The following is a 21,776-nucleotide window of genomic DNA, read 5'->3' on the forward strand; positions in this document are numbered from 1 at the left end:
TGGCCGCTAGCGGGTGAGCGCCGTGGCGACGAGTCCACCGAGCGCAACATTGCCGCGGTAGACCTCAACGTTGACGTCGAGGCTGAGCCCCTTGGTGTCCTTCTGGATGAAGTCGAGCAAGAACGGGGTCGAGGCGTTGCCGCTGATGCCCTGCTTGTCGGCTTCAGCCCAGGCGCGGGTGAGGATGTCGTCGAGCTGCTCCGGAGGAAGCTGCTTGTCGGCGGCAACGGGGTTGGCCAGCAATACGGACTGCGGCAGACCGAGCTCGTCGCGCGCGTTCACGACCGCGGCTGCTTCTTCGGGAGTGTCGACCGAGTAGCCGATGCTGAAGCCGGAGTCAGTGACGTAGAAGCCCGGGTACTTGGTGGTGCCGTAACCGATGACGGGGATGTTGAGGGTCTCGAAGCGCTCGAGGGTGGCGGGAATGTCGAGAATCGACTTCACTCCGGCACTGATCACGAGAATGGGGATCTGAGCGAGCGTGGTCATATCGGCCGACTCGTCAAAGGTTTCGGAGGCTCCGTGGTGCACGCCGCCGAGGCCGCCGGTCGAGAAGACCTTCACACCTGCGTGGTGCGCGAGGAATGCAGTGGCGGCGACCGTGGTGCCACCGTGGATGCCGAGGGCGCGCACGACGGGAAGGTCGCGCAGGCTTGCCTTGGCGATCTTGTCGGTGTTGGAAAGCTCAGTAATCTGCTCAGTGCTGAGTCCGACGGTCGGCACACCGTTGAACACACCGATCGTGGCGGGCGTGACGCCCTGCGCGCGCAGCCCGGCTTCCGCTTCGAGGGCAACATCGAGGTTGCGCGGGCGAGGAAGCCCGTGAGTAAAGATGGTCGACTCAAGGGCGACCACGGGGCGGTTCTCGCGAACTGCGTCTTGGACTTCCTGGGAGACGTGAATGACGGGTGTAGACATGGTCAATCTCTTTCTTCGCTGGTGCTCGTCGCTGAAGGTTCGCCGGAGGCGTGCCGCTGCTTCAACCGTAACTAGTCGATTGCAAAGAATCCAGAAAGAGTGGATGCAGTTTAGATAGCCTTAGCCTATGAAAATTACGCTTCGTCAGGTGGAGATTTTCGTTGCCGTGGCCGATGCCGGGCACTTCGGGCGAGCCGCTGAGGCACTGGAGATCTCGCAACCGACCGTGAGCCAAGAAGTGAGTCGCCTCGAACGCGCCCTCGGGGTGGCCCTGCTCGACCGCTCCGGCCGTTCGGCAAAGCTCACGCAAGCGGGCGAGGCGATGGCGACCGAGGGCCGCCAATTGCTCACCCACGCCAATCAGGTGGTCCGAGAAGTGCAGCTTTATGAGCCGAGCCGCATCCGCACCGCCCGCATCGTGGCCTCCCCCAGTGTGGTCAACCGCCTCCTCCCCGCCGTGATCAGTCGGGCCGAGCAAAGCCTCTCTTCGGTGCGCATCGAAGACGTTCTCGTCGACACAGGCGGCGTCACTGCGCGCCTTGTAAGCGAGCACGCCGATATCGGCCTTGGCCGCTTCTTGGATGCCAGCGAGGGCTACGAAAGCGAAGTGATCGTGCGCGAACAGGTCTTCGTCGCGATCAGCCGCAAGCATCCGCTGGCGAACGCCGCCCACCTTGAACTCCCCGAACTCGGTGACCTGCCGCTACTGCTGTGGCCTCGCGAACAAAACCCCGCCTACTTCGACTACCTGCTCGAGATCTGCACCTCGCGCGGGCTCAGCCCGCTGCTGCTCGTGAGCCCACCGCGCATCGTGGGATCGCGGCTCTACCTTCTCTCCGAGTCCCGCGCCTTCTCGCTAGTCTCTGCCGCGCTAATCGGTCACCTGCCCGAAGACCTCATCGCGATCCCGCTCGCGCAACCCGCGACCCTAGCGCTCGAGATGCGGTGGCGCGCGAGCGACAACCGCCCCCAACTGACTGCCCTGCGCGACCTTATTCGCGAGGTGGCATCCGCTGGCTAGCGAGCGCCGCCGTCGCGCACTTCACTAGCGCTTCGGCCAACTCCACGCGGGTTCATCCAGCATCCCTTGCCCATCAACCGCGGTTTCACCGTCGACTTTGACGAGATGGATGCGGCTCGCTCCTGATTCGTCGAGTTCGTCAACGAGCGCAGAGGCATGCGACACCACCACGATCTGAGTCTGCTCAGCTGCCGCTTGAATGAGCTCCGCCAGGGGTGCGAGCAACCGGGGATGCAGACTCGTCTCGGGCTCGTTCAACACGAGCAGCGCGGGCGGGTTGGGCGACAACAGTGCCGCAACCAGCAGCAAGAACCGCAGGGTGCCATCCGAGAGCTCGTGGGTATCGAGCGGCCGCAAGAGCCCCGGTTGCACCATGGCGAGCGAGAACAGCCCATCGCTGGATTGCACCTTCACCGAAGCTCCATCGAAGGCTCGCGCAATCGTGCGATCGAGCAAAGCGGCATCGCCGAACTCGCGAATCGTCTGGTGTGCAGCAGCCAGGTTGGTGCCGCGGTGGCTCAGCACCGGAGCCCGAGTGCCCAGCTGTGGCTGCCGCACTGGCGCGTGCGGGTCGGTGCGAAAGTGATCGTAGAAGCGCCATGAACCGAGGTTTTCGCGCACCATCAGCAGTTCAGGGGTTGTCGACGGGTCCGCGAACGCTGCCACCATGCTCTCGGTTGGCCGCAGCCGATAGTCGTGCGGCACCCATTCGCCCGAATCACCCCGTACGCGCACTGCCCCGTTGCGCCGTTCGGTCAGCGCGGTGGCCGGGCGCAACACCGAGCCACTGAAGACGGCTTCTGCCTTGATCTCCGGGTCACGAGCAAACATGGTCTGCTGATTGGTAGGCAGCCCGAAATCGACGGCATAGCCAAAGTCGCTGCTGGCGTAACCGAGCTTGAGTGCGACGACATCGCGACGCATCGTTCCCTCGACCGGATGCCCGAAACGACGTGCAGCAGAGGCCCCCGCCTCTGGCCCCGCCCACAACAGAGACTGCACGCCGCCTTCTCTCGCGAGCGCCGCGATGGCACCGGACTGCGCAACCTCGGCAAGCAGGCGCAAGCTGCGGTAGACGCTCGACTTTCCGACGCCGTTTGCTCCCGAGATCACCGTGAGCCCGGTGAGGGGCAGCACTATGTGCCGCAAAGAGCGGAAACCTTCAATCGCCAGCGTCGTGATCATGCCGCGAGCCTAAGCTCAACAGCCGTCATTGCCACGCCTCAGGCAGTGCCCGCTCTCCCGAATCCCGCGCGACAGCGCCAGCCCAACAGAGCTCGCACGAACAGCGCTGGCTAGCGCCCGTTCTTCATGGCTTGAATCTTGCTGAGGGTGGCGATGGCTTGACGGGCGATCATCCGCCCCGCTCGGTTGGCACCGATGGTGGATGCCTGCGGTCCGTAGCCAGCAAAGAAGACGCGCGGGTCTCGCCACGCCACGCCCTGCCCCACAGCTACGCCGCCCTCTTTCTCGCGCAGTTTCAGCGGAGCAAGGTGGCGCAGTTCTGGCCTAAAGCCTGTGGACCAGATGATGGCATCCGCCTGCTGGAAGGCGCCGTCTTTCCAGCGCACGCCGTTCGGCTCGATGCTCGAGAACATGGGGCGCGGCGTCAGAACGCCACGTTCGATTCCGGCTTGGATGCGGCGGGTGCGCGGTACGCCCGTGCCGCTGACGATGCTGGGCAGCACTCGCCCGGCGCGCGCAGCTTCGTCCTGGATGAGCACCGCTTCTTTGCGCGCTTCGAGGTTGAGGGGGCCGTCTTCAAGAAAGTCGATCGGGCGGCGACTGACCCACGTGAGGTTCGAGGCAAGGTTTTCGAGTTCGAGCAGGAAGCCGATGGCGGAGGTTCCGCCGCCCACAACGACAACGCTCTGGTCGGTGAATTCGCGGGCACTGCGGTACTCACTCGTGTGCAGGTGGCGGCCCTCGAACGATTTGAGACCCGGGTACCAGGGAATGAACGGTGCACCCCAGGTGCCTGTGGCATTGATCACCAGCATTGTGCTGACGGTTTTCATCTCTTCACCATCGAGAGAGAAGGTCACATTCAAATGCTCGCCGAAATTATCGACGGCCACGACATCCGCATTACGAACAACCTGAAAGTCGTAGTGATCCTCGTAGGCGCGGTAGTAGTCGGCAACTACTTTCTTGGCCGGCATATGACGATCGGCGGTTTCGAAACTCAGCCCGAGCTCGTCGAGACCCGGCAGATCGTTGATGCGGTGCGCCGATCCGATGCGCAACGCTTCCCACCGATGCTGCCAGGCGCCGCCCGTTCCGGGGCCGCGATCGAGGAGCACAAAGTCGTTACCGGGGTCGAGACCGAGTCGCCGCAGATAGTAGGCAACAGAGAGGCCTGCTTGGCCAGCACCAATAACGACAACGGAGGTGTCGGTTTCGGTAGTGGATGTCACGCGCTAACGTTACCCGCCCTAACCCCACCTGTGCATCGCCAACCAAGACCTTTCTGTCTCGCGTGCTAAACTTCAGGTTAGTTTTCATCCATCCCTGTTCGCTCGTTCGCTGGCCACCGTCAGTGCACCGGGACAGACGTATGAGGGGGTCTCGCATGGGACGCGGCCGTCAAAAGGCAAAGCACACCAAGGTTGCTCGGGATTTGAAGTACTTCAGCCCAGACACCAACTATGGCGCGCTCGCTCGAGAATTGAGCGGTTCAGAAAGCACTGTCCCGGTTTCCGAAGACAGTGAGAAGTGGCCGGAGTACTCCGCTGGTGACTCGTACAGCGACAAGTACGACATCGAAGACGATGAAGACGAAGAAGACGAAGAAACTCGTAGCGCCTAATAAGCCATCTTCACCGCAACGTTTTACGAAAAGGCGAGCATCTAGCCCCTCGGGGCCGGATGCTCGCCTTTCTCGTTAAGCACGACTTCTCGCTAGAGGATCTGGCCGGCTTGGAGGAGCTGGCCCGCTTGGAGAAGCTGGCCGCCTCGGCGACTAGCTTTCGCGGCTCCAGCCCACGAGCGTCGGCACGGCATCCTCAGCAAATCGCTCGTAGTCCTCGGCGGTGTTGTAGGCGTGAGCGGCAAGACGCAGGTAGCCGGCGTCGCGCCAGTTGGTGATTTGCGTTTCGAAACCGAGCTCGTCGGTGATGCGCTGGCGCAGAGCCTGAGCCTCCGGGCCTGTTGCCGCGAGGGTGCCGGGTAAGCGCAGCAGGCGCATTCCGGGGGCGGGGGCTGCGACATCCACCCGGGATTCCTCGCCTGATGCAGCATCGAGAGCATCCGCGACGACATCGGTGGAGTAGTCGAGCAGCGACTCGATATAGCTGCGGATGGCATCCCAGCCGATGCGATCTTCAAGACCCGTGATGGCATCCACTGTGGCGAGATAGGGCGTGTAGTCCATCGTGCCCTGCTGGTCAAAGCGCGCGGGGAAGGGCTCGTCCATGCCCCACGAGTCGATCACCGGGTACAGCTCTTTCGCGAACTTCTTCTCGGCCACAAGCACGGCTGTTCCGCGAAAACCGCACGCGAACTTGTGCAGGTTTCCGACCCAGGCGGATGCTGCGACGCCCTCAGCGGGCCGGTGCTGCACGCCGGGCGCGTGCGCTGCATCCACGAGAAGAGGCACGCCATGCTTCGCGGCCAGCGTGGCAAGTTCGGCAATGGGAAACTCGCGCGCCGTGGACGAACTCGATGCGTCGATGATGAGGCCCGCAGGCTTCTTGGCGAGCGCCTTGCCGAGCACGGTCACAATCTGCTGCGGCGAAGCATCCAACCCGATCGGCACGGTGCGCACTTTGGCTCCGCGCTGGCGGCCTTCACGCTTGGCCGAGAAGGCGACGGCGCCGTACGCGTGGTCGGTGATGACAACCTCGTCGCCGGGCTTTAGCTGCAACGCGCGAATGGATGCCGTCATGCCGGCGCTAGCGTTCGGCACGAAAGCGAAGCGGCCGGCATCCACTCCGATGAAATCGGCAAGGTCAGCACGAGCCTGCGCAACGCGTTCGGGCGCAGCGCCGAACCAGCGCTGCGGCGCACCTTCGGCTTCTTGCAAGTAGGCGAGACGGCGCAGCTGGGCGAAGACCGGAACGGCACCGTAAGAGCCGTGATTGATGTGGCGCCAGCGCGAGTTGAGGCTCCAGAGCGCGGCGGCGGGTGACCCGTCGCGCGCCAGAAGGGGTTCGGGGCGCTGTGTTGCGTCGGCATCAGCTTCGGCAGCTTCCGCGTCGACGTCTACGTCGCTAGCCGCACTGTCGTCTTGGTTCTCGTCCACCACGGTGGACACGTCTTCGGGTTCTGCTGATTGCACGTCGTTGTCGACGTCAACCGAGTTGTCGGGCTGCTTAGTTGCCATAGCGCCCATTCAAGCGCACGGCACCACCATTCACACCCTTGGCACCCTGTTCGAAGCCAGAAAGATCGTGGGCGGCCATCGAAACACGACCAACTTCCCACGAGGGGATACCGTCGGCAGTGAGGGCGGCGATGGTCGCGTCGGCAGCATCCGCCGCCACAATCGCGATCATGCCGATGCCGAGGTTCCAGGTTCCTTCGGCACTTTCGAGGCTGGAACCAGCCAGGTCCGACAGCACGCGGAATACGGTGGGCGGCGACCACGTCGAACGCTCAACTTCAACCCACGAGCCGACGGGCAGCACGCGTGCGAGGTTGGCGGCGATGCCACCACCGGTGACGTGGCTGAGCGAGTGCACGGCGCCGGGCTGAGCGTCGAGCAGGTTCAGCAGCGGCATTGTGTAGAGGCGGGTCGGCTCGAGGAGCACTTCGCCGACGACTCCGCCGAGTTCGTTGAGGTGGTCGCTATAACCGACCTTGTTGTTGGCCAGAATGTGACGAACAAGCGAGAAACCGTTCGAGTGGATGCCCGAGGACTCCATCGCGATCACAACATCGCCATCGGCCACGAGGTGCGGGCCTAGCTGAGATCCGGCTTCAACCACGCCGGTTGCTGCACCAGCAACGTCGTAATCGTCGGGACCGAGAAGGCCGGGGTGTTCTGCCGTTTCGCCGCCGACCAGCGCGGTGCCGGTAGCCGAGCATCCACGAGCAATACCGGCAACGATGTCGGCGATGCGTGAGGGAACGACCTTGCCGCACGCGATGTAGTCGGTCATAAAGAGGGGCTTGGCACCCACGACGATGATGTCGTCAACGACCATGCCGACGAGGTCTTGGCCGATGGTGTCGTGCTTATCGAGCGCCTGAGCGATCGCAACCTTCGTGCCTACGCCATCCGTCGATGTCGCCATGAGCGGATGTTTGTAATCCTTGAAGAACGAGGCGTCATAGAGGCCAGCAAAGCCGCCGAACCCTCCGACCACGTTGGGCCCATGAGTGGCACTGACGGCCGCTTTCATGAGTTCGACGGCACGGTCACCAGCGGCGGTGTCAACACCGGCTGCGGCATAGCTGGAGGAAGAGTTCTCGGTCACGGCTCCAGCGTACCGCGCAGCACCAATAGGCACGCAGCCACAGCGCCGAATGTGAGAAGCTAGACCGTACTCACACCGGGTACGCGCTCTACGACCTCAGGGAGCCACGCGAAAGCATGTGCGGCATTGTCGGTATCGTCTCTTCTCAGCCCGTCAACCAGCAGGTTTATGACGCCCTGCTGCTTCTGCAGCACCGCGGTCAAGACTCCACGGGTATCGCCACTTCTGATGGCAGCACCCTGCACTTGCAGAAGGCCAATGGCCAAGTTCGCGAGGCGTACCGCACGCGCGACATGCGCAACCTCGTCGGCACCTCGGGCCTCGGCCACGTGCGTTACGCCACCAAGGGCAATGCCTTCAACGAGAACGAAGCGCAGCCGTTCTATGTGAACGCGCCCTACGGCATCATCCTTGTTCACAACGGCAACCTCACGAACACGCAGCAGCTCACCGACGAGCTGTTCCGCATCGACCGCCGTCACCTCAACACCACGAGCGACACCGAACTGCTCGTCAACGTGCTGGCCAACGAACTTCAAGAGCAGGTGTCGGGTCTCGACCTCGACCCCGAGCAGGTTTTCACCGCCATCTCGCGCGTGCACGACCGCGTCGAGGGCTCCTACGCCGCGATCGCGCTAATCGCCGGGCACGGTCTGCTCGCGTTCCGCGACCCCTACGGCATCCGCCCGCTCGTATTGGGGCGCCGCCAGACTGGCTTGGTCGGCAACGAGTGGATCGTGGCATCCGAATCTCTCGTGCTCGAAAGCGCCGGTTACGAACTGGTGCGGGATGTTGAGCCCGGCGAAGCGATCTTCATTACGCTCGATGGTGAAATGTTCTCCAAGCAGTGCGCCAAAGCTCCGGTCTTGATTCCGTGCTCGTTTGAATACGTCTACCTGGCTCGCCCGGACTCGATCATGAACGGCATCTCCGTTTACGAAGCTCGCCTGCGTTTGGGTGACAAGCTCGCCGACACCATCTCGAAGTACACGCCGATGGGTGACATCGACGTGGTCATGCCGATTCCCGATTCGTCACGCCCCGCCGCCATGCAGGTCGCTCAAAAGCTCGGCGTTGAATACCGCGAAGGTTTCTACAAGAACCGCTACGTGGGCCGCACCTTCATCATGCCCGGCCAGGCCGAGCGCAAGAAGAGCGTGAAGCAGAAGCTGAACGCGATGGGTACCGAGTTCAAGGGTAAGAACATCCTGATCGTCGATGACTCGATCGTGCGCGGAACGACCTCGAAAGAGATCGTTCAGATGGCGCGCGAAGCTGGCGCCAACAAGGTCACCTTCACCTCAGCGGCACCGCCTGTGCGCTTTCCCCACGTCTACGGAATCAATATGCCGACTCGGGCGGAACTCATCGGTCACGGTCGCAAGATCCCCGAAATCGCCATGGAGCTCGGCGCCGACGCCCTCATCTACCAAGAGGTCGAAGACATGCAGGCTGCCATCACCCAAGGCTCGAACGTGAGCTCGCTCGAAATGAGCTGCTTCACGGGCGAATACGTTTCGGGCAACATCACCCTCGACTACCTCGACTGGCTCGAGAAGACGCAGCTGAGCTAGTTCGGCTGCGGCGCTAGCTGCCGCAGGAGATGGTTTGCCGTCACGGATTGCGAGGCACGTTGGTCGGTGTCGGTCTCCGTGGGCGCCTCTTGAAACTGCACCCACGTCGCACCGGTGCTCGGGAAGTCGCAGCCGTCTTCTGCCAACCACACTTCAATTCGGCCAGCTTCATCGCTGTCGTCCATGACATGTCCAGTGACTCCGATTCCGCCCGCGCGCCTGTAGTTGAGAGAATCCGGCCGAGTGGAGCCGGTGTACTCGAGCAGTTCGAGTCGGGCGCCAACCGCGGCGGGAATATCTTTTCCCACGAAGACGAAGTAGTGGGTGTAACCGTTCTTTGGTGAGGGCTCACCACCAGCCCCTTCGCAAATCACTTCGCCAACGGTCGCTGCCTCAAAATCAGCCACAGCACCGTTGAGGTTGTCCAGACGATCTTGCTTCCAGTTCGGGTCCAACAAGAAGCAGCCGCTGAGCGAGCCGGCGACGAGCAGCACCATGCCTACGGCAACTGCGTGCTTGCCTGCGACTGAGATTCTGGTGCGCTCCATAGAGTGGAGTATGCCACTCGAAACAGCGGCGCGAGCCTCTTTACTAAAAAATGCTCGTGTTAGGAAGGAATCGGCAAAGCCGCGTTATTCGAGCGTGCCCTCGTACGCTTCGGGTTCCGAGATCTCGTGCTCGGCTGTGCCGGTCTTGGCGCGACGACGCGATGAACGGTCGGCGATCAGAGCGACGAGAGCACCGACTGCGACACCGGCAGGAATACCAAAGAGGCTGAAGTAGCCGAAGAGAGCCCCGAATCCGACTGACGGATCAACGGGGAACGACATCGTGAGAATGAACGTGGCGATGGCACCAAGCCCGCCACCTACAATCATGAACGCGCCGTACTTGGGCGCACGGCGAATGCTCACGCCCGTCGATTCGACCGTGGTCTTCATCGCAGGCTGCTGCAGGGCGGATGCCGCGGGCTCGTGTTCTGGCGTAATACTCACGGAACTATTCTCTCCCACACAACTGGGAGGTATTCGCTGAGGTCGGCACGCGACCCCGAGGCGCTGATGTCGCCGGAGTCGAGGGCCTCGGCCCACTCGCGTGTTCCCGTGGCGAGGGCAATCCAGGTGACGGCATCCATCTCAACAACATTGGGCGGGGTGCCGCGCGTGTGGTTAGGGCCTTCGATAGCTTGAACGGCGCCGTGCGGTGGCACTCGAATTTCAACTGAGTTGCCTTCCGCAGTAGTTGCGAGCACCTGCAGGAGGTAGCGCACAGCAGTCGCGATAGCGTCACGGTCTGCCCGACCGTCGCGCACCAATCGGATGCTTGCTTCGCCTGCAATGGGGGCTATTTTCAGCTTTGCCATGCCTGAACGCTAGCAAGTTGGGCTGAACGCTAACAACTGAGGCTGTGGGCTTGGTTAGGCTGTCGTTGTGCGAATTCTTGTTCTAGGTTCCGGTGCCCGCGAGCACGCCATCGTTACGTCTCTCCTCAGAGAGGAAGAGGCGCACGAAATCACCGCTGCGCCCGGCAATGCCGGTATCGCTTCGGTGGTTGAGACGGTGGCACTCGATCCCACGCGTGGTCACGTTGTCACCGAGTATGCGCTCGACAACAACATTGAGTTGGTTGTTATCGGGCCCGAGGCTCCTCTCGTAGCCGGTGTCGCCGACGATCTGCGTCGCCGCGGCATCGCCGTGTTCGGCCCGGGCAAGGCTGCCGCTGCTCTGGAAGGCAGCAAGACTTTCGCCAAGCGCATCATGGAGGCCGCCAACGTTCCCACCGGTCGCGCCCACCGGGCCGGTTCCCTAGACGAAGCGATCGAGGCTCTCGACGAGTTCGGCGCCCCCTACGTAGTGAAGGCCGACGGTCTCGCTGCTGGCAAGGGTGTTCTCGTGACGGGCGACCGCAACGCCGCCGTTGACCACGCAACGTTCTGGCTCGGCCAGGGCAGCGTTCTCATCGAGGAGTACCTCGCCGGCGAAGAGGTCTCCCTCTTCTTGCTCAGCGACGGCCACAACGTCGTTCCGCTCTCGCCCGCCCAGGACTACAAGCTCGCTTACGACGGCGACAACGGCCCCAACACCGGCGGCATGGGTGCCTACTCGCCGCTCAACTGGCTCCCCGAGAACTTCGTTCAAGAAGTCATCGACACCATCGCGATCCCCACGATCCGCCAGCTCGCCGACGAGCAAACGCCGTTTATTGGCCTGCTTTACTGTGGCCTCATTGTCACGAAGGACGGCATCCGCGTTATCGAGTTCAACGCTCGTTTCGGTGACCCCGAGACGCAGGTTGTACTCCCCCGCCTCGTTACGCCGTTGAGCTCGCTGCTCTACGCGGCGGCGACCGGCGGCCTGCCCGACCACGCCACTCCCGTCTTCACCGACGACGTGGCCGTCACCGTTGTGCTTGCCAGCGAGGGCTACCCCGAGAACCCCAAGATCGGTCGCCCGATTACGGGGTTGGATGCGGCACTCGCCGTTCCCGGAATCACCATCGCCCACGCTGCCACCGCCAGAAAGGGTGACGAGTTTGTCGCCACCGGCGGACGCGTGCTGAGCGTTGTCGCGACCGGCGCAACCTTTGCGGTCGCCCGCGAACGTGCCTACGAAGCGCTCAGGCACATCACCCTCGAGGGCGGCCACTACCGCACCGATATCGCTCTTCGCGTCGCCCAGTGAGTAACGCCGTGAACGATGCTGCGAGCGCGTGGACGCTGACATATTCCGGCAAAGTCCGCGACCTGTATGTGCGCGCCGACGAGCCACAGCTTGTGCTCATGGTTGCCAGCGATCGGGTGAGTGCGTTTGACCATGTGCTTGAGCCGGGCATCCCAAGCAAGGGTGCGCTGCTGACGCAACTGAGCAAGTGGTGGTTCGCGCAGCTCGCTGACATGCCGAACCATTTGGCGGATGCCGCTGACGTTGAGGCGCCTGCGGAGCTTGCTGACCGTTCGATGATCGTGAAGCGCCTGGAGATGTATCCGGTGGAGTGTGTCGTTCGCGGCTACCTATCGGGCAGTGGTTGGCTGGAGTATCAGGAGTCGCAGAGCGTGTGCGGCATTGCGCTGCCTGCTGGTTTGAGCGATGGCGACCGCCTGCCCGAACCGATCTACACTCCGGCGTGGAAAGCGCCGCTGGGTGAGCACGACGAGAACATCAGCTTTGAGCGCACCGTCGAGCTCGTCGGTGCTGAGGTTGCGACTGCGCTTCGGGATGCTTCGCTCGACATCTTCGCCCGAGCCTCCGCCATCGCGGAGACCCGTGGCGTGATTCTCGCTGACACCAAGTTCGAATTCGGCGCCGCCCCGGAGACCGGTGCTCTCGTGCTGGCCGACGAAGTGCTGACCAGCGACTCAAGTCGTTACTGGGATGCCGAACTTTACGCCGCCGGTGGCCCCGGTCGCCTCGCGAGCTTCGACAAGCAAATCGTGCGCAACTGGCTCTCCGCTAACTGGGACAAGCAGGGCGTTCCGCCCGAGCTTCCCGCCGACATCGTGGAGCAGACGGCTGCGCGCTATCGCGAGTTGATTCAGCGACTTACCGCGTAGTCGAGAACCGCAACAGCATGGTGTCGGAGTCTCCGGAGCGACCCACCGGCTGAAAGCCGAGCCGCGAGTACAGCGAGCGGGCGCGGTTTCCATCCTCGACGCTCAAGCTGATGCCGGGCATCCCGCGCTCGCCCGCCGCCGCGATCACCTCCCGCAGTAAACGCTCGCCAATCCCTTGACCGCGAAAGCCGACGAACGTTGTGATGCTCAGTTCAGGGATCGTGTCTTCAACGAATCCATAGCCGGGGTGCTCTGCGGGAAAGAAAACCAGCCACGCGACTGCGCGGACGTCTCCGGCGGCTTCGTCCAGCATCCCGAAGTCATCGCCACGAGGGAAAACGGAATAGTAGTGAGCGAGTTCCTTGGACTGATCGAGATCATCGAAGGTGAAACGAGGCCCGCACCAGTTCATGTTGGCCAACGTTGCCTGCCGGAGAAGGGGCCGATAAGATGCGGTGAGCAAGCGAGTCGCCATGCGCCAATCCTAAGGCTGGATGAGTTCCCAACTCGTGAGCTATCCGCAGTTTGTGAAGTAATCTTCAGCTACGAGTCGGACGCTTGCCGCTCAAGGATCGGGGGATCATGAAGGGGGCTACGTGGGTCGAAGGCTTTGTGCTCATCGCCCTAGGAATGAGCGTTTTGGGCGGCGTGCTGCTGAACCTTGGCGCGAACAATTACGAGGGGCAATGGAGGAATTGCACCGACCACACTTCTCGACCTGACGAGCTGAGCGGAGCCGGTGAATACCGGATCGTTGCATCATTCTCGTTGCTCCCCCTCGGCTTCGACTGCGAGTACTCGCCCTACAGCGCTTCCGAAAAGCCCGTTATCGTCTTTCTCGACCAAGGGACGATTCCCGCGATCTTCGGCATCGCTCTCACGTGGATCGGCGGCGGAGTGATTGCGGGCGGTGCGATTCTTAGTCGCCGGGCTCCTGCGGGGCCGTGACCTTGAGGATGCCGGCTTGAGCGCAGGTTTGCGGAAAGTCTTTCTGCAGACCTGCGGTGTCGCCGAAACTCAGTGGCTCAAGAACATTCGCCGCCCACCCGCCATCGGGGTCGGAGACGAAGCCGTAGCTAGGCCACTGGGTGAGCATCGCCTCAGCGGCGACTTGGCGTTCGGCGTCCTCGTCGTCAGCTGCGGTTAGATACTCGGCTTCCCACGCGCACAGCCAGGTGAAGTGCGCGACGGTGGCTCCCGCACCAGACTGCTGTATTCCGTCATCCGTGGCTCCGAGGTCCAACCCCTCAGGCACTCCGGTGGGATAGGCCGCCCCGCTGGGCAGCGGCTCAGGCATCGTTTCGATCGCGGCGAGATACTCGAAATAGGCGGTGCCTTCGGCCACTCGGGCGGGCCCCTCGGGGACTTCGTTCACGACCGAGGAAGGGGCAGCATCCGGTTGCGTGGCGCCAGACCCGGCACCAGTATTCGCAGGGTTGCCTGGCCACAAGAAGAACACCGCAGAGATCGCTGCAGCCGCAATCACGATTGCGCCGAGGGCTATGCGCAGCCCTCGGCGTGACTCATCGGCAGGGGCGACCGAAGAGGCGCTCTGATCTAGGGTGCTTTCCTGCCCCACAATCTCGGCTGGCGAGCCGAAGGCCGCGATGACCGCAGTCGCGTCGGCCTGCGATGACAGGGGAGGGATCGCCTCGCGCAAGTGGCTCGCGATTTCTTCGCGGAGCTCCTCACGACGAGTTGCAGCGAGTGAGCCAGACGCCGCATCGAACTCGCGAAGATAGGCGGTGACGGTCGGATGCTCGGCAGCGGTACTCATGACTGCTCACTCTCACTAGATGAGGAAGGGATGGTCTGCAAAAGTGTTCCAACGGAGCCGGAGAACTGGCGCCAATCTTCACGGAAGAGTTCAAGGTCGCGACGGCCGACATCCGTGAGGCTGTAATAGCGTCGCGGTCGCTCGGTATCGCTCACTTTCCAGTGGCTGCTGACTTGACCCGCTTCCTGTAGGCGACTCAGCAGCGGGTACACGGTGCCCTGGCTCGTGAGCAACTGACCGACGTCGTTCAGTTCGCGAACGATTTGTAGTCCGAAGCGCGGGCCGGTCGAGAGCAGCGCGAGGATGCACGGGCCAACAACTCCGCGGCGGAGTTGGGTTCTTGCTGCGCTTTCGACCATGCCGTCGACGATACCTTGTCTCGCAAGAGTTAAACAAGAGGAACGATCAGGTCTTCCCTTAAGCCGGGAGGACTGCCACGATAATCACATGACGACAATTCTTCGCGACCCGGTGCCGGCCGATGCCGACGCTCTCGCTCAATTGCATGTCGCGAGCTGGCGGGAGACCTATTCCCACCTCGTCCCCGATGGCTTCTTCACGGCCGGTTATCTGGCCGGACGTCAGAAAATGTGGAATCACATCCTTAGCCATCCGCGAGCGGAGCGGTGCATCCAAGTGGCTGACCTCGCCGGCACAATCGTTGGGTTTGCTTCGGTTGGGCGAGAGTCCGCCGTCAAAGAAACTACCGTGGCTGCGCAAGCCCAAGTCGAAGCGATTTATGTTGTGGCAGCGCACCATGGCACCGGCATCGGTCAGGCATTGCTCGACGCGACCCTGGGCGACTCGCCTGCCGCGCTGTGGGTCGCCAAGGACAATCCCCGGGCTGTGGCCTTCTACCGCCGCAATGGCTTCGAGTTCGACGGCACCGAAGACATCGACCCCGCGACTCCCCAACTCATTGACGCGCGGATGGTGCGCTGACAGTCCGTGCGGCCAGTGACCTGCCGCCGCTACCGAAGCTACGCACTGACGTAGTGCGCAACTTCGGCGGGAAGACACCCGACCCTACCGGGCATCCGGCCTAGCGCAGGGCAGTGACCCCGAAGGTGGCGAGCACACCGAACAGCACGCCCCAGATGATGATCGAGATGATCTGCCAGACGATGACGGCGTTGCGCGAAGCGCCGAATGACACCATCGCGGCCGAAGTGATCTGGCTGGGCAGGAGGGTTTGGCCGAGCAGGCTGACTCCGGCAACTCCGTAGCGATCGAAGCGTTCGCGCAGCTTTTGGCGACGGGGCGTCTCAGGCTTGGGCTCGCGGCCCGCTGCAACCTTGGCACGAACCCGGTGCGCTACGAACACGAAGATCAGCATCGAGATCACGTTGCCGATGATCGCGGCGATGATCGCGACCACCGGGTTAATGCCGGTGACGATTCCGATCACCGAACCGCCATACGATTCCACATACGGAATCGCGGCGATCAGAATCACGCCTACCCACTGCAGCAGTTCGGGGAGTCCAGCGGTGAAGGAGCTGAGGGTGTCGTACATGGTGTGCCTTTCGTGAAGGGATGACGTGAATCGTCGGACTTGACTGTGGCCGGGAGTGCCGGCGATGAATCAATCTTCGCCGCGGCCGACCGCGCTGGGCAGTGCCCCAGCGTCACGGCATTCGGTGCACTTTCGCACCCGCGACCGTGACAAATGTCACTGCTCTACGCTGGAGGCCATGCTCGAATCCACCACGCCCGTGACGCCCCGCGACGGCGAACATGCTCGCGGTGTTCGCGGAGTACGCGTCACCTGGAATTACACGCTCGGCTCGATTGTGTTCTTCTACATCGTGCTCAACGCGATCGTGATTCTCAACATGCTCGTGGCGTTCGCCGCCTCACGCTCCCCGATTGACGCGGCCCTCATCGCGCTGGCGGTGGCAGCGGCTGCAGCCCAGGTTCGCGGATGCTGGTTTCTTCGCACGGAGCGCGGGCGCGGCATCCCGAGCAGCGTGTGGCTCGTAGCTCTTCTCGCGCCCGCCATCGCCGTGTGGGTGCTCGGTCTGTTCAGGCCGGAGATCGGATTCTTAGCGGCGCTTCCCCTGTGGATGGCCGTCTGCGTTATCGCACCGCTCCTGCCGCGACGCCACCTCTGGAGTGTGTTGGGCGGTGGGCTTGCTCTCTCAATTGCTCATCCCGTGCTCTCGACCACCGTTTTCGGCAACCCCGTCAGCGCCGGAGTGACCGGTGATTTCTGGCTCGTGCTCTTCTACGGCCTGCTCTTGCCGGTGATGGTGCTCACGGGTTTGTGGTGGTGGGACATCGTCGTCACGCTCGACCGCCTGCGTTCGAGCGCCGCCGAACTCGCTGTCACCGAGGAACGACTGCGTTTCGCCTCTGACCTGCACGACATTCAGGGGCACCATTTGCAAGTGATCGCCCTCAAATCTGAGCTGGCCGAGCGGATGCTGGCCATCGACCCCCAAGCAGCCCGCGAACATATTCATGAAACTCGGATGATCGCCAAACAAGCCCTCGAAGAGACCCGCTCTCTCGTGGCCGGGTATCGCGAGGTCGAGTTGGACAACGAACTCGAGAACGCACGCGAAGTGCTCGCGGCCGCAGGCGCCCAGTGCGATCTGGTGATTGGCCGGATGCCGGACGACGCCGACGTGCGGCGCGCCCTGGGGCTCGCCGTGCGCGAAGCGACCACGAACATCTTGCGCCACAGCGAAGCCAGCCACGTGTCGATTCGACTCACTAGCAGCGACACCGAAAGCACTCTCGTGATCAGCAATAACGAGCTGCGAAGTTCGGCCTCGGCCTCGGCGGGCGAGACTCCCGGTAGCGGGCTTGTCGGGCTCCACAGCCGAGTCACCGCCCTCGGGGGTGAGCTCGCCACTGAGGTTGATGACAACGGAGATCGCTTCGAGTTGAGCGTGCGGATTCCAGCGCGGTCGCGGGTGACAGCGTGAGCGGGACTGGCGCGAGTGGGGCCAGTGCGGCGAGTGCGAGCGCGGTTGGCGTAGCGGTCGCCAGCGCGGCAGTCGAAACACCCCGCGTCATCCGCTTGCTCATTGCTGACGATGAGCATCTCATTCGCGGTGCGCTGAGTGCACTGCTCAATCTGGAAGCCGATATCGAGGTCATCGCGAGCGTCGACAACGGTGTTGCTGCGGCAGAGCAAGCGCTCGCGCTTCAGCCGGATGTCTGCCTGCTCGACCTCGAAATGCCGCAGGCCGATGGCATCGAGGCGGCCACGCGCATCCTCTCGACCGTCGCAACAAAGGTCGTCATCGTGACCCGCCACGCTCGACCCGGCGTGCTGCGCCGGGCCCTTGCCGCACGCGTTTCAGGCTTCGTGCCTAAATCCACGCCCGCCGAAGACTTGGCCGCTGTGATTCGGGATGTTGTGGCCGGCAAACGCTACATTGATCCCGAGATTGCGGCGACGGCCCTCACCGCCGACCGCTGCCCTCTTACGGATCGCGAGCTCGACGCGCTGCGGTTCAGCCGCTCCACGATGAGCGTGCAAGAAATCGCTGACGCTCTGCACCTCGCGCCCGGAACCGTGCGCAACTACCTGTCCTCCGCGATGACGAAGCTCGACGCTCGCTCGCGGCACGATGCCGCCGATAAGGCGTGGCAGCAGGGGTGGATCTAGCAAACGCCTCTCGATCGCACTCGCGTCAGCGCATGGACATTTTCCCCAATGTCCAGTTCAACTATGTGGACAACTCTGATGGTCTCGGCGGGATCTGCTAAATTAGTAACAACACGACCGGTTCCGCCCCTCTGGGGGTCCAGGGCCGGTCTTTACTTTGCCCAGACAGGTTTTAGCCCGTGGAACCAAAGCCGCACAAGACGTACGCCGAGCAGCTAGCGGTGCTGAAACGTCGCGGCATGTCGGTTGACGATGATGCTGCCGCTCTGGCGCTGCTCCAAAGGGCTGGCTACTACACGCTAAGCGGCTACTCGCATACGTTCAGGCTCAAGACCACAGAGGGCGATCGGACTGAACGCTTCCGCGAAGGCACCGCCTTCGAGAGCATCCACGCTCTTTGGTCATTCGACAATCGCCTTCGAGCCGCTACTTTCGCCTCAGTACAGACAGTTGAAACCCATCTGAGAGCCCTCATCGGATACTCGTTGGGAGCGGTGGATCCGCTCATCCACGTGAAGCCCGAGCTGCTATCGATCTCGAAGATGCATGAGTACCGCTTGTGGTCCGCAAAGCTGGCAAGAAAAGTAAAAGACTCACGCGAAGACTTTGTGATCCACCATCGCGACAATCGCGAGAATGTGATTCCCGTGTGGGTTGCCGTTGATGTTCTCGACTGGGGCGGACTTTCGTACCTCTACAGTTTTATGCCCATTCGCGAACGCGAAGCCGTGGCCGGGCACTTCGAGCTCAGCGCGGCTCAGCTCCTTTCATGGCTTCGCGCCCTCAACACCGTAAGAAACGTTTGCGCTCACCACTCCCGTTTTTTCAATCGCCACTACGCCGTATCGCCGAAGCTCACGAGACCTGGTGAAAACCTTGCTCTCGACGAGATCGCCATATCGAAGCAGAGCACCTTTGGGATGCTGTCCCTTATCCAGCACCTTGGCTCACAAACTCAGGGGCACAATCAGAGATTGCTTCCCGCTGCCGTATCCTCATTCCCGCCCGACACCGGACTCAACTTTGGTGCTCTCGGTACGACCGAAGACTGGCGAACCTTCCACCTCTGGAAATAAGCTACGCCGGCCACAACGCGGCTTCAGCTAAGTGCTTTCGGGCCGAGCGAAAGTGAGCGCCCACGACTGGGCTCCCTGTTCGGTCACGACCCAGCCATCCGCTTCGATCTCTTCGCGGAGCTTTGCGAGATTCTCGGCCATGCGCGGCGCGTACGCTTCATCCGGATTCATCGGATCGAACATGTGATTCGACGAGAAGGTTCCGCTTTCATAGCGAGTGTCACCGCCTACCTTGCCGACAAAACGCAACGTTTGATTGAACACTCCTGTTGTGTACGAGGTAAGCAATCTCGCCAGTTTTGAGATTTCGACGTCTTCGACTTCGATGCGGAGCAACTCGCGTTGTGCGTTCATGCGTCCCATAGCGCGCCTGAAGTGCGCCGTTGTAAACGGGCCTGGCGAGGGAACCGCGCGGCAGAGCTAGTTGTAGTCGTAGGTGAAGTGCCCGGCGTAGCGGAACCAGTCGCCCAGCAGCGGAGTGTGGAGCCGAACATCCACCTGCTGGCGTCCGTCAGCCCACGATTCGTCGACCGTGACAGTGGCGAAAGCGGGGATGCGGACCCGCAGGCCCCCCAGATGTAGCCACTGGAGATCGGACCGCAGCTGCATGCGACCATCAATAACGGTGAGCGCCATGCGCACCTCGAAGCCACCGCGGCGCCCCAAAAAGTCGTGCAGCTGACCGTCAACGACGCGCATCTCATCCTGCAAGACGCGGTCGCGGCCGACGAAGTGGAAGGTGCGCACGGCACCGAGGGCACCATCCGTGGTGGGGGTATTGATGACATCGAAGGGCACGTTGCGCGCGTACTCCGGGAAGAGGATGCGCTGCCACGCCATAAAAGCCAGCACCGGTTTCAGGATGCGCAGCGGCGACCCCGCTACGTCGAAGACTCCGCTGCCGACGCCAACGTGCTGACCGCCATCGAAGTAGGGGCGAAGCTCGGGAGCGAGCGTGTCGAGCTCGGCACCGAGCACACGGCGGTAGACCGACTCGCTCACTTCTGCGCCGCCTGACGGCTGGGGTTCGACCACCCGCTCATCATTACACGGGAGATCGGATTCAGCGGTAGCCGCTAGGAGACCTGCACGGTGATGCCGTGCCAGCCCTCGGCGCCATCGGGGACGACCGGAATCGGTACGCCCGACTGAGTGGTGCCGCCGGCATCCGTTGCCCGAACTTCGATGGAGTGCTCGCCGCTCGTAGCTTCCCACGGGTAAACCCACTGCACCCACGTGTCGGCCGAGATCGCGGTGGCCAGCTCGGCGGCGGCCCAGGAGCCGCCATCGATTCGTACTTCGACGCCGGTGATCCCTGTGTTCGGAGCCCAGGCGACGCCCGCGACGGCGACGGTTCCGGCTTGCACCGAGGAGGATGGTGACGGCACATCAATGCGGGACTGAGTCTTGACGGGCCCGATCGCCGACCAGCCGCGCTCCGTCCAATACGCGGTGGCGTCAGCGAAACGAGTCACCTGCATTTCGACAACCCACTTGGTGGCCGAGACATAGCCGTACAGCCCGGGCACGACCATCCGCACCGGAAAACCGTGCTGTTGGGGCAAGGGTTCGCCGTTCATGCCAACCGCAAGAATGCTTTCGCGGTTTTCGTCTTGCAGCGCCTCGAGCGGCGTGCTTGCCGTAAAGCCGTCGATGCTGCGCGAGAGCACCATGTCGGCGCCAGCCAGCGGCTTTGCCTTCGCGAGCAGATCCCGGATGGGGTACCCCAGCCACATCGCGTTGCCTACGAGATCTCCGCCCACCACGTTCGATACGCACGAAAGCGTCGCAGCGGTCTCGACTAGGGGTAGCTCGAGAAGTTCGGCGAACGAAATTTCGATCTCGTTCTCGACCATTCCCGTGATGCGCAGTCGCCACTCATCCGCGTCGACGTTGGGGACGCCGAGGGCAGTATCGATGCGATAGAAGTTGGAGTTGGGGGTGATGAGCGACGAGATACCGGGCACATCGAGACTCGCGCTGGCCGGGATGGCCGGGGCGGCAATGGCCGGCGCCGGCAGCTTGAGCGCGGTACGCACCGCATCCACAACCGTGGCGCTGGCATTGACGACGCGAGCGCCGACTCCCACGAGAACTGCACCGACGGATGCCACACCCACGATGCGCAGAAAGTCGCGACGCGATGCGGCCGGCACACGAGTGGGAGCAGCGGATGACCGTTGAGCGCTGGCGGCACGCGCGGCCGCTGCCGTTCCGGCGGGCGTCGTGGCGGGAGCGACCGGGGCAGAGCTCACCCAGCGGCGCAACCGAATCATCGTGAGGCGCAAGACCAGCACCCCGGCGACAACGCCGAGAACGGTGGGCATCGGCCAGCTTGCGGTCGCTTGGGCGCGGGTTGTCACGGCGATCGTCGCGATCACGCCGACGAAGACGAGCAGGATGACGCCCCAACTGGGCCGCGCGTACTCGACGAGACCGATGGCGACAGCGAGAACAAGCACGAGGAGCCCGACGCAGAGCAGCAGCACGATCTTGTCGTTGGTGCCGAACAGCGCGATCGTGAGGTCTTTCAACCATGACGGTGCGAGGTCGATAACGAGGGAGCCGACAGCGAGCACGGGGCTGCTGGCGGGCGAGATGAAGACGGCGAAGAATTCGGCGACGGCGAGCACCACGGCGGCACTAAGTGCACCCAGAAGTGCCGACCAAGTGCGGATGCGCTTCACGCTCAGTTCGGCGAGCGGGGCAGTCTTCGTCGCGGAGGTCACAGGCGAATCGCTTCTTCCTAAGTAAGACGAGAGACCGTGGGTCTAGACGCCGGGCTGGACTTTAAACATCCTCTTCCAGAACCGCCGAA

At 62.8% G+C, this 21,776-nt stretch carries 25 protein-coding genes; 10 read left to right on the top strand and 15 right to left on the bottom strand.

Annotated features, from left to right (window positions below; translation table 11 throughout):
• Positions 1 to 6 precede the first annotated feature (6 nt).
• Complete coding sequence (locus ACWTV1_RS06585) at positions 7 to 918, bottom strand: pseudouridine-5'-phosphate glycosidase (RefSeq protein ID WP_100388041.1); 912 nt, start codon at positions 916 to 918, stop codon at positions 7 to 9.
• Positions 919 to 1,045: 127 nt separating this feature from the next.
• Here ACWTV1_RS06585 and ACWTV1_RS06590 point away from each other — a divergent pair, with 127 nt between their 5' ends.
• A complete protein-coding gene (locus tag ACWTV1_RS06590) occupies positions 1,046 to 1,939 on the top strand; it encodes a LysR family transcriptional regulator (protein ID WP_498504597.1) in 894 nt (297 codons plus the stop codon).
• A 24-nt stretch (positions 1,940 to 1,963) separates the two neighbouring features.
• Here ACWTV1_RS06590 and ACWTV1_RS06595 read toward each other — a convergent pair whose 3' ends face one another.
• Positions 1,964 to 3,124: an AAA family ATPase gene (locus ACWTV1_RS06595; RefSeq protein WP_498504598.1), complete on the bottom strand. Its 1,161-nt coding sequence runs from the start codon at positions 3,122 to 3,124 to the stop codon at positions 1,964 to 1,966.
• A gap of 110 nt (positions 3,125 to 3,234) precedes the next feature.
• Positions 3,235 to 4,356, bottom strand: a complete 1,122-nt coding sequence (locus ACWTV1_RS06600; RefSeq protein ID WP_100388038.1) for an NAD(P)-binding domain-containing protein — start codon at positions 4,354 to 4,356, stop codon at positions 3,235 to 3,237.
• A 155-nt stretch (positions 4,357 to 4,511) separates the two neighbouring features.
• On the opposite strand from ACWTV1_RS06600, the gene ACWTV1_RS06605 reads away from it, so the two are divergent.
• Entirely contained in the window at positions 4,512 to 4,748 is a 237-nt protein-coding gene (locus ACWTV1_RS06605; protein WP_498504599.1) for a DUF3073 domain-containing protein, read from the top strand.
• Positions 4,749 to 4,901: 153 nt separating this feature from the next.
• Here ACWTV1_RS06605 and ACWTV1_RS06610 read toward each other — a convergent pair whose 3' ends face one another.
• Both ACWTV1_RS06610 and purM read right to left on the bottom strand, forming a co-directional pair.
• Complete coding sequence (locus tag ACWTV1_RS06610; protein WP_498504600.1) at positions 4,902 to 6,263, bottom strand: aminotransferase class V-fold PLP-dependent enzyme; 1,362 nt, start codon at positions 6,261 to 6,263, stop codon at positions 4,902 to 4,904.
• Positions 6,253 to 7,359 carry a phosphoribosylformylglycinamidine cyclo-ligase gene (gene purM, locus ACWTV1_RS06615; protein WP_498504601.1) on the bottom strand — a complete coding sequence of 369 codons (1,107 nt, stop codon included), beginning with the start codon at positions 7,357 to 7,359 and terminating at the stop codon, positions 6,253 to 6,255. Before purM ends, ACWTV1_RS06610 begins: the two co-directional genes overlap by 11 nt.
• Before the next feature lie 116 nt (positions 7,360 to 7,475).
• Here purM and purF point away from each other — a divergent pair, with 116 nt between their 5' ends.
• On the top strand, positions 7,476 to 8,933 hold the full coding sequence (gene purF, locus ACWTV1_RS06620; protein WP_498504602.1) for an amidophosphoribosyltransferase: 1,458 nt from the start codon (positions 7,476 to 7,478) through the stop codon (positions 8,931 to 8,933).
• Here the strand turns inward: purF and ACWTV1_RS06625 are convergent.
• The 3 genes from ACWTV1_RS06625 to ACWTV1_RS06635 all read right to left on the bottom strand — a co-directional run bounded on the left by ACWTV1_RS06625 (position 8,930) and on the right by ACWTV1_RS06635 (position 10,296).
• Positions 8,930 to 9,481, bottom strand: a complete 552-nt coding sequence (locus tag ACWTV1_RS06625; RefSeq protein ID WP_498504603.1) for a hypothetical protein — start codon at positions 9,479 to 9,481, stop codon at positions 8,930 to 8,932. The genes purF and ACWTV1_RS06625 overlap by 4 nt on opposite strands.
• A gap of 84 nt (positions 9,482 to 9,565) precedes the next feature.
• A complete protein-coding gene (locus ACWTV1_RS06630) occupies positions 9,566 to 9,928 on the bottom strand; it encodes a hypothetical protein (protein ID WP_498504604.1) in 363 nt (120 codons plus the stop codon).
• Positions 9,925 to 10,296, bottom strand: coding sequence for a sterol carrier family protein (locus tag ACWTV1_RS06635; RefSeq protein ID WP_498504605.1), 372 nt, complete (start codon positions 10,294 to 10,296; stop codon positions 9,925 to 9,927). Before ACWTV1_RS06635 ends, ACWTV1_RS06630 begins: the two co-directional genes overlap by 4 nt.
• Before the next feature lie 67 nt (positions 10,297 to 10,363).
• On the opposite strand from ACWTV1_RS06635, the gene purD reads away from it, so the two are divergent.
• Complete coding sequence (purD, locus tag ACWTV1_RS06640) at positions 10,364 to 11,614, top strand: phosphoribosylamine--glycine ligase (protein ID WP_498504606.1); 1,251 nt, start codon at positions 10,364 to 10,366, stop codon at positions 11,612 to 11,614.
• Positions 11,611 to 12,483 carry a phosphoribosylaminoimidazolesuccinocarboxamide synthase gene (locus tag ACWTV1_RS06645; protein ID WP_498504607.1) on the top strand — a complete coding sequence of 291 codons (873 nt, stop codon included), beginning with the start codon at positions 11,611 to 11,613 and terminating at the stop codon, positions 12,481 to 12,483. The genes purD and ACWTV1_RS06645 overlap by 4 nt, the downstream gene beginning before the upstream one ends.
• Here the strand turns inward: ACWTV1_RS06645 and ACWTV1_RS06650 are convergent.
• Positions 12,473 to 12,958 (bottom strand): GNAT family N-acetyltransferase, encoded by a 486-nt coding sequence (locus tag ACWTV1_RS06650; protein WP_498504608.1) that lies wholly within the window; start codon positions 12,956 to 12,958, stop codon positions 12,473 to 12,475. The two genes, ACWTV1_RS06645 and ACWTV1_RS06650, sit on opposite strands and share 11 nt — an antisense overlap.
• Positions 12,959 to 13,065: 107 nt before the next feature.
• Between ACWTV1_RS06650 and ACWTV1_RS06655 the strand changes: the two genes are divergently transcribed.
• Positions 13,066 to 13,431, top strand: coding sequence for a hypothetical protein (locus ACWTV1_RS06655; protein WP_498504609.1), 366 nt, complete (start codon positions 13,066 to 13,068; stop codon positions 13,429 to 13,431).
• On the opposite strand, the gene ACWTV1_RS06660 is transcribed toward ACWTV1_RS06655, so the two are convergent.
• Complete coding sequence (locus tag ACWTV1_RS06660) at positions 13,403 to 14,260, bottom strand: HAAS signaling domain-containing protein (RefSeq protein ID WP_498504610.1); 858 nt, start codon at positions 14,258 to 14,260, stop codon at positions 13,403 to 13,405. The genes ACWTV1_RS06655 and ACWTV1_RS06660 overlap by 29 nt on opposite strands.
• Positions 14,257 to 14,619 (bottom strand): PadR family transcriptional regulator, encoded by a 363-nt coding sequence (locus ACWTV1_RS06665; protein WP_498504611.1) that lies wholly within the window; start codon positions 14,617 to 14,619, stop codon positions 14,257 to 14,259. Before ACWTV1_RS06665 ends, ACWTV1_RS06660 begins: the two co-directional genes overlap by 4 nt.
• Positions 14,620 to 14,707: 88 nt before the next feature.
• Between ACWTV1_RS06665 and ACWTV1_RS06670 the strand changes: the two genes are divergently transcribed.
• Positions 14,708 to 15,202 carry a GNAT family N-acetyltransferase gene (locus ACWTV1_RS06670; protein ID WP_498504612.1) on the top strand — a complete coding sequence of 165 codons (495 nt, stop codon included), beginning with the start codon at positions 14,708 to 14,710 and terminating at the stop codon, positions 15,200 to 15,202.
• Between the two features lie 100 nt (positions 15,203 to 15,302).
• On the opposite strand, the gene ACWTV1_RS06675 is transcribed toward ACWTV1_RS06670, so the two are convergent.
• On the bottom strand, positions 15,303 to 15,776 hold the full coding sequence (locus tag ACWTV1_RS06675) for a small multi-drug export protein (protein ID WP_100388026.1): 474 nt from the start codon (positions 15,774 to 15,776) through the stop codon (positions 15,303 to 15,305).
• Positions 15,777 to 15,954: 178 nt separating this feature from the next.
• On the opposite strand from ACWTV1_RS06675, the gene ACWTV1_RS06680 reads away from it, so the two are divergent.
• The 3 genes from ACWTV1_RS06680 to ACWTV1_RS06690 all read left to right on the top strand — a co-directional run bounded on the left by ACWTV1_RS06680 (position 15,955) and on the right by ACWTV1_RS06690 (position 18,958).
• Positions 15,955 to 17,193, top strand: a complete 1,239-nt coding sequence (locus tag ACWTV1_RS06680) for a sensor histidine kinase (RefSeq protein WP_498504613.1) — start codon at positions 15,955 to 15,957, stop codon at positions 17,191 to 17,193.
• 89 nt (positions 17,194 to 17,282) lie between these two features.
• Positions 17,283 to 17,882 (top strand): response regulator transcription factor, encoded by a 600-nt coding sequence (locus ACWTV1_RS06685; protein ID WP_498505042.1) that lies wholly within the window; start codon positions 17,283 to 17,285, stop codon positions 17,880 to 17,882.
• Between the two features lie 179 nt (positions 17,883 to 18,061).
• Positions 18,062 to 18,958: an Abi family protein gene (locus ACWTV1_RS06690; RefSeq protein ID WP_498504614.1), complete on the top strand. Its 897-nt coding sequence runs from the start codon at positions 18,062 to 18,064 to the stop codon at positions 18,956 to 18,958.
• Positions 18,959 to 18,985: 27 nt separating this feature from the next.
• Here the strand turns inward: ACWTV1_RS06690 and ACWTV1_RS06695 are convergent, their stop codons facing one another.
• The 3 genes from ACWTV1_RS06695 to ACWTV1_RS06705 form a co-directional block, all read right to left on the bottom strand.
• The gene (locus tag ACWTV1_RS06695) at positions 18,986 to 19,312 is read right to left on the bottom strand and encodes a hypothetical protein (protein ID WP_498504615.1); all 327 of its coding nucleotides are present in this window, start codon (positions 19,310 to 19,312) and stop codon (positions 18,986 to 18,988) included.
• A gap of 66 nt (positions 19,313 to 19,378) precedes the next feature.
• Positions 19,379 to 19,993: a DUF4166 domain-containing protein gene (locus ACWTV1_RS06700; RefSeq protein ID WP_498504616.1), complete on the bottom strand. Its 615-nt coding sequence runs from the start codon at positions 19,991 to 19,993 to the stop codon at positions 19,379 to 19,381.
• A 41-nt stretch (positions 19,994 to 20,034) separates the two neighbouring features.
• Entirely contained in the window at positions 20,035 to 21,687 is a 1,653-nt protein-coding gene (locus ACWTV1_RS06705; RefSeq protein WP_498504617.1) for a molybdopterin-dependent oxidoreductase, read from the bottom strand.
• Positions 21,688 to 21,776: the final 89 nt, after the last annotated feature.

It is taken from the genome of Salinibacterium sp. VpJ6 (genome assembly GCF_059767345.1).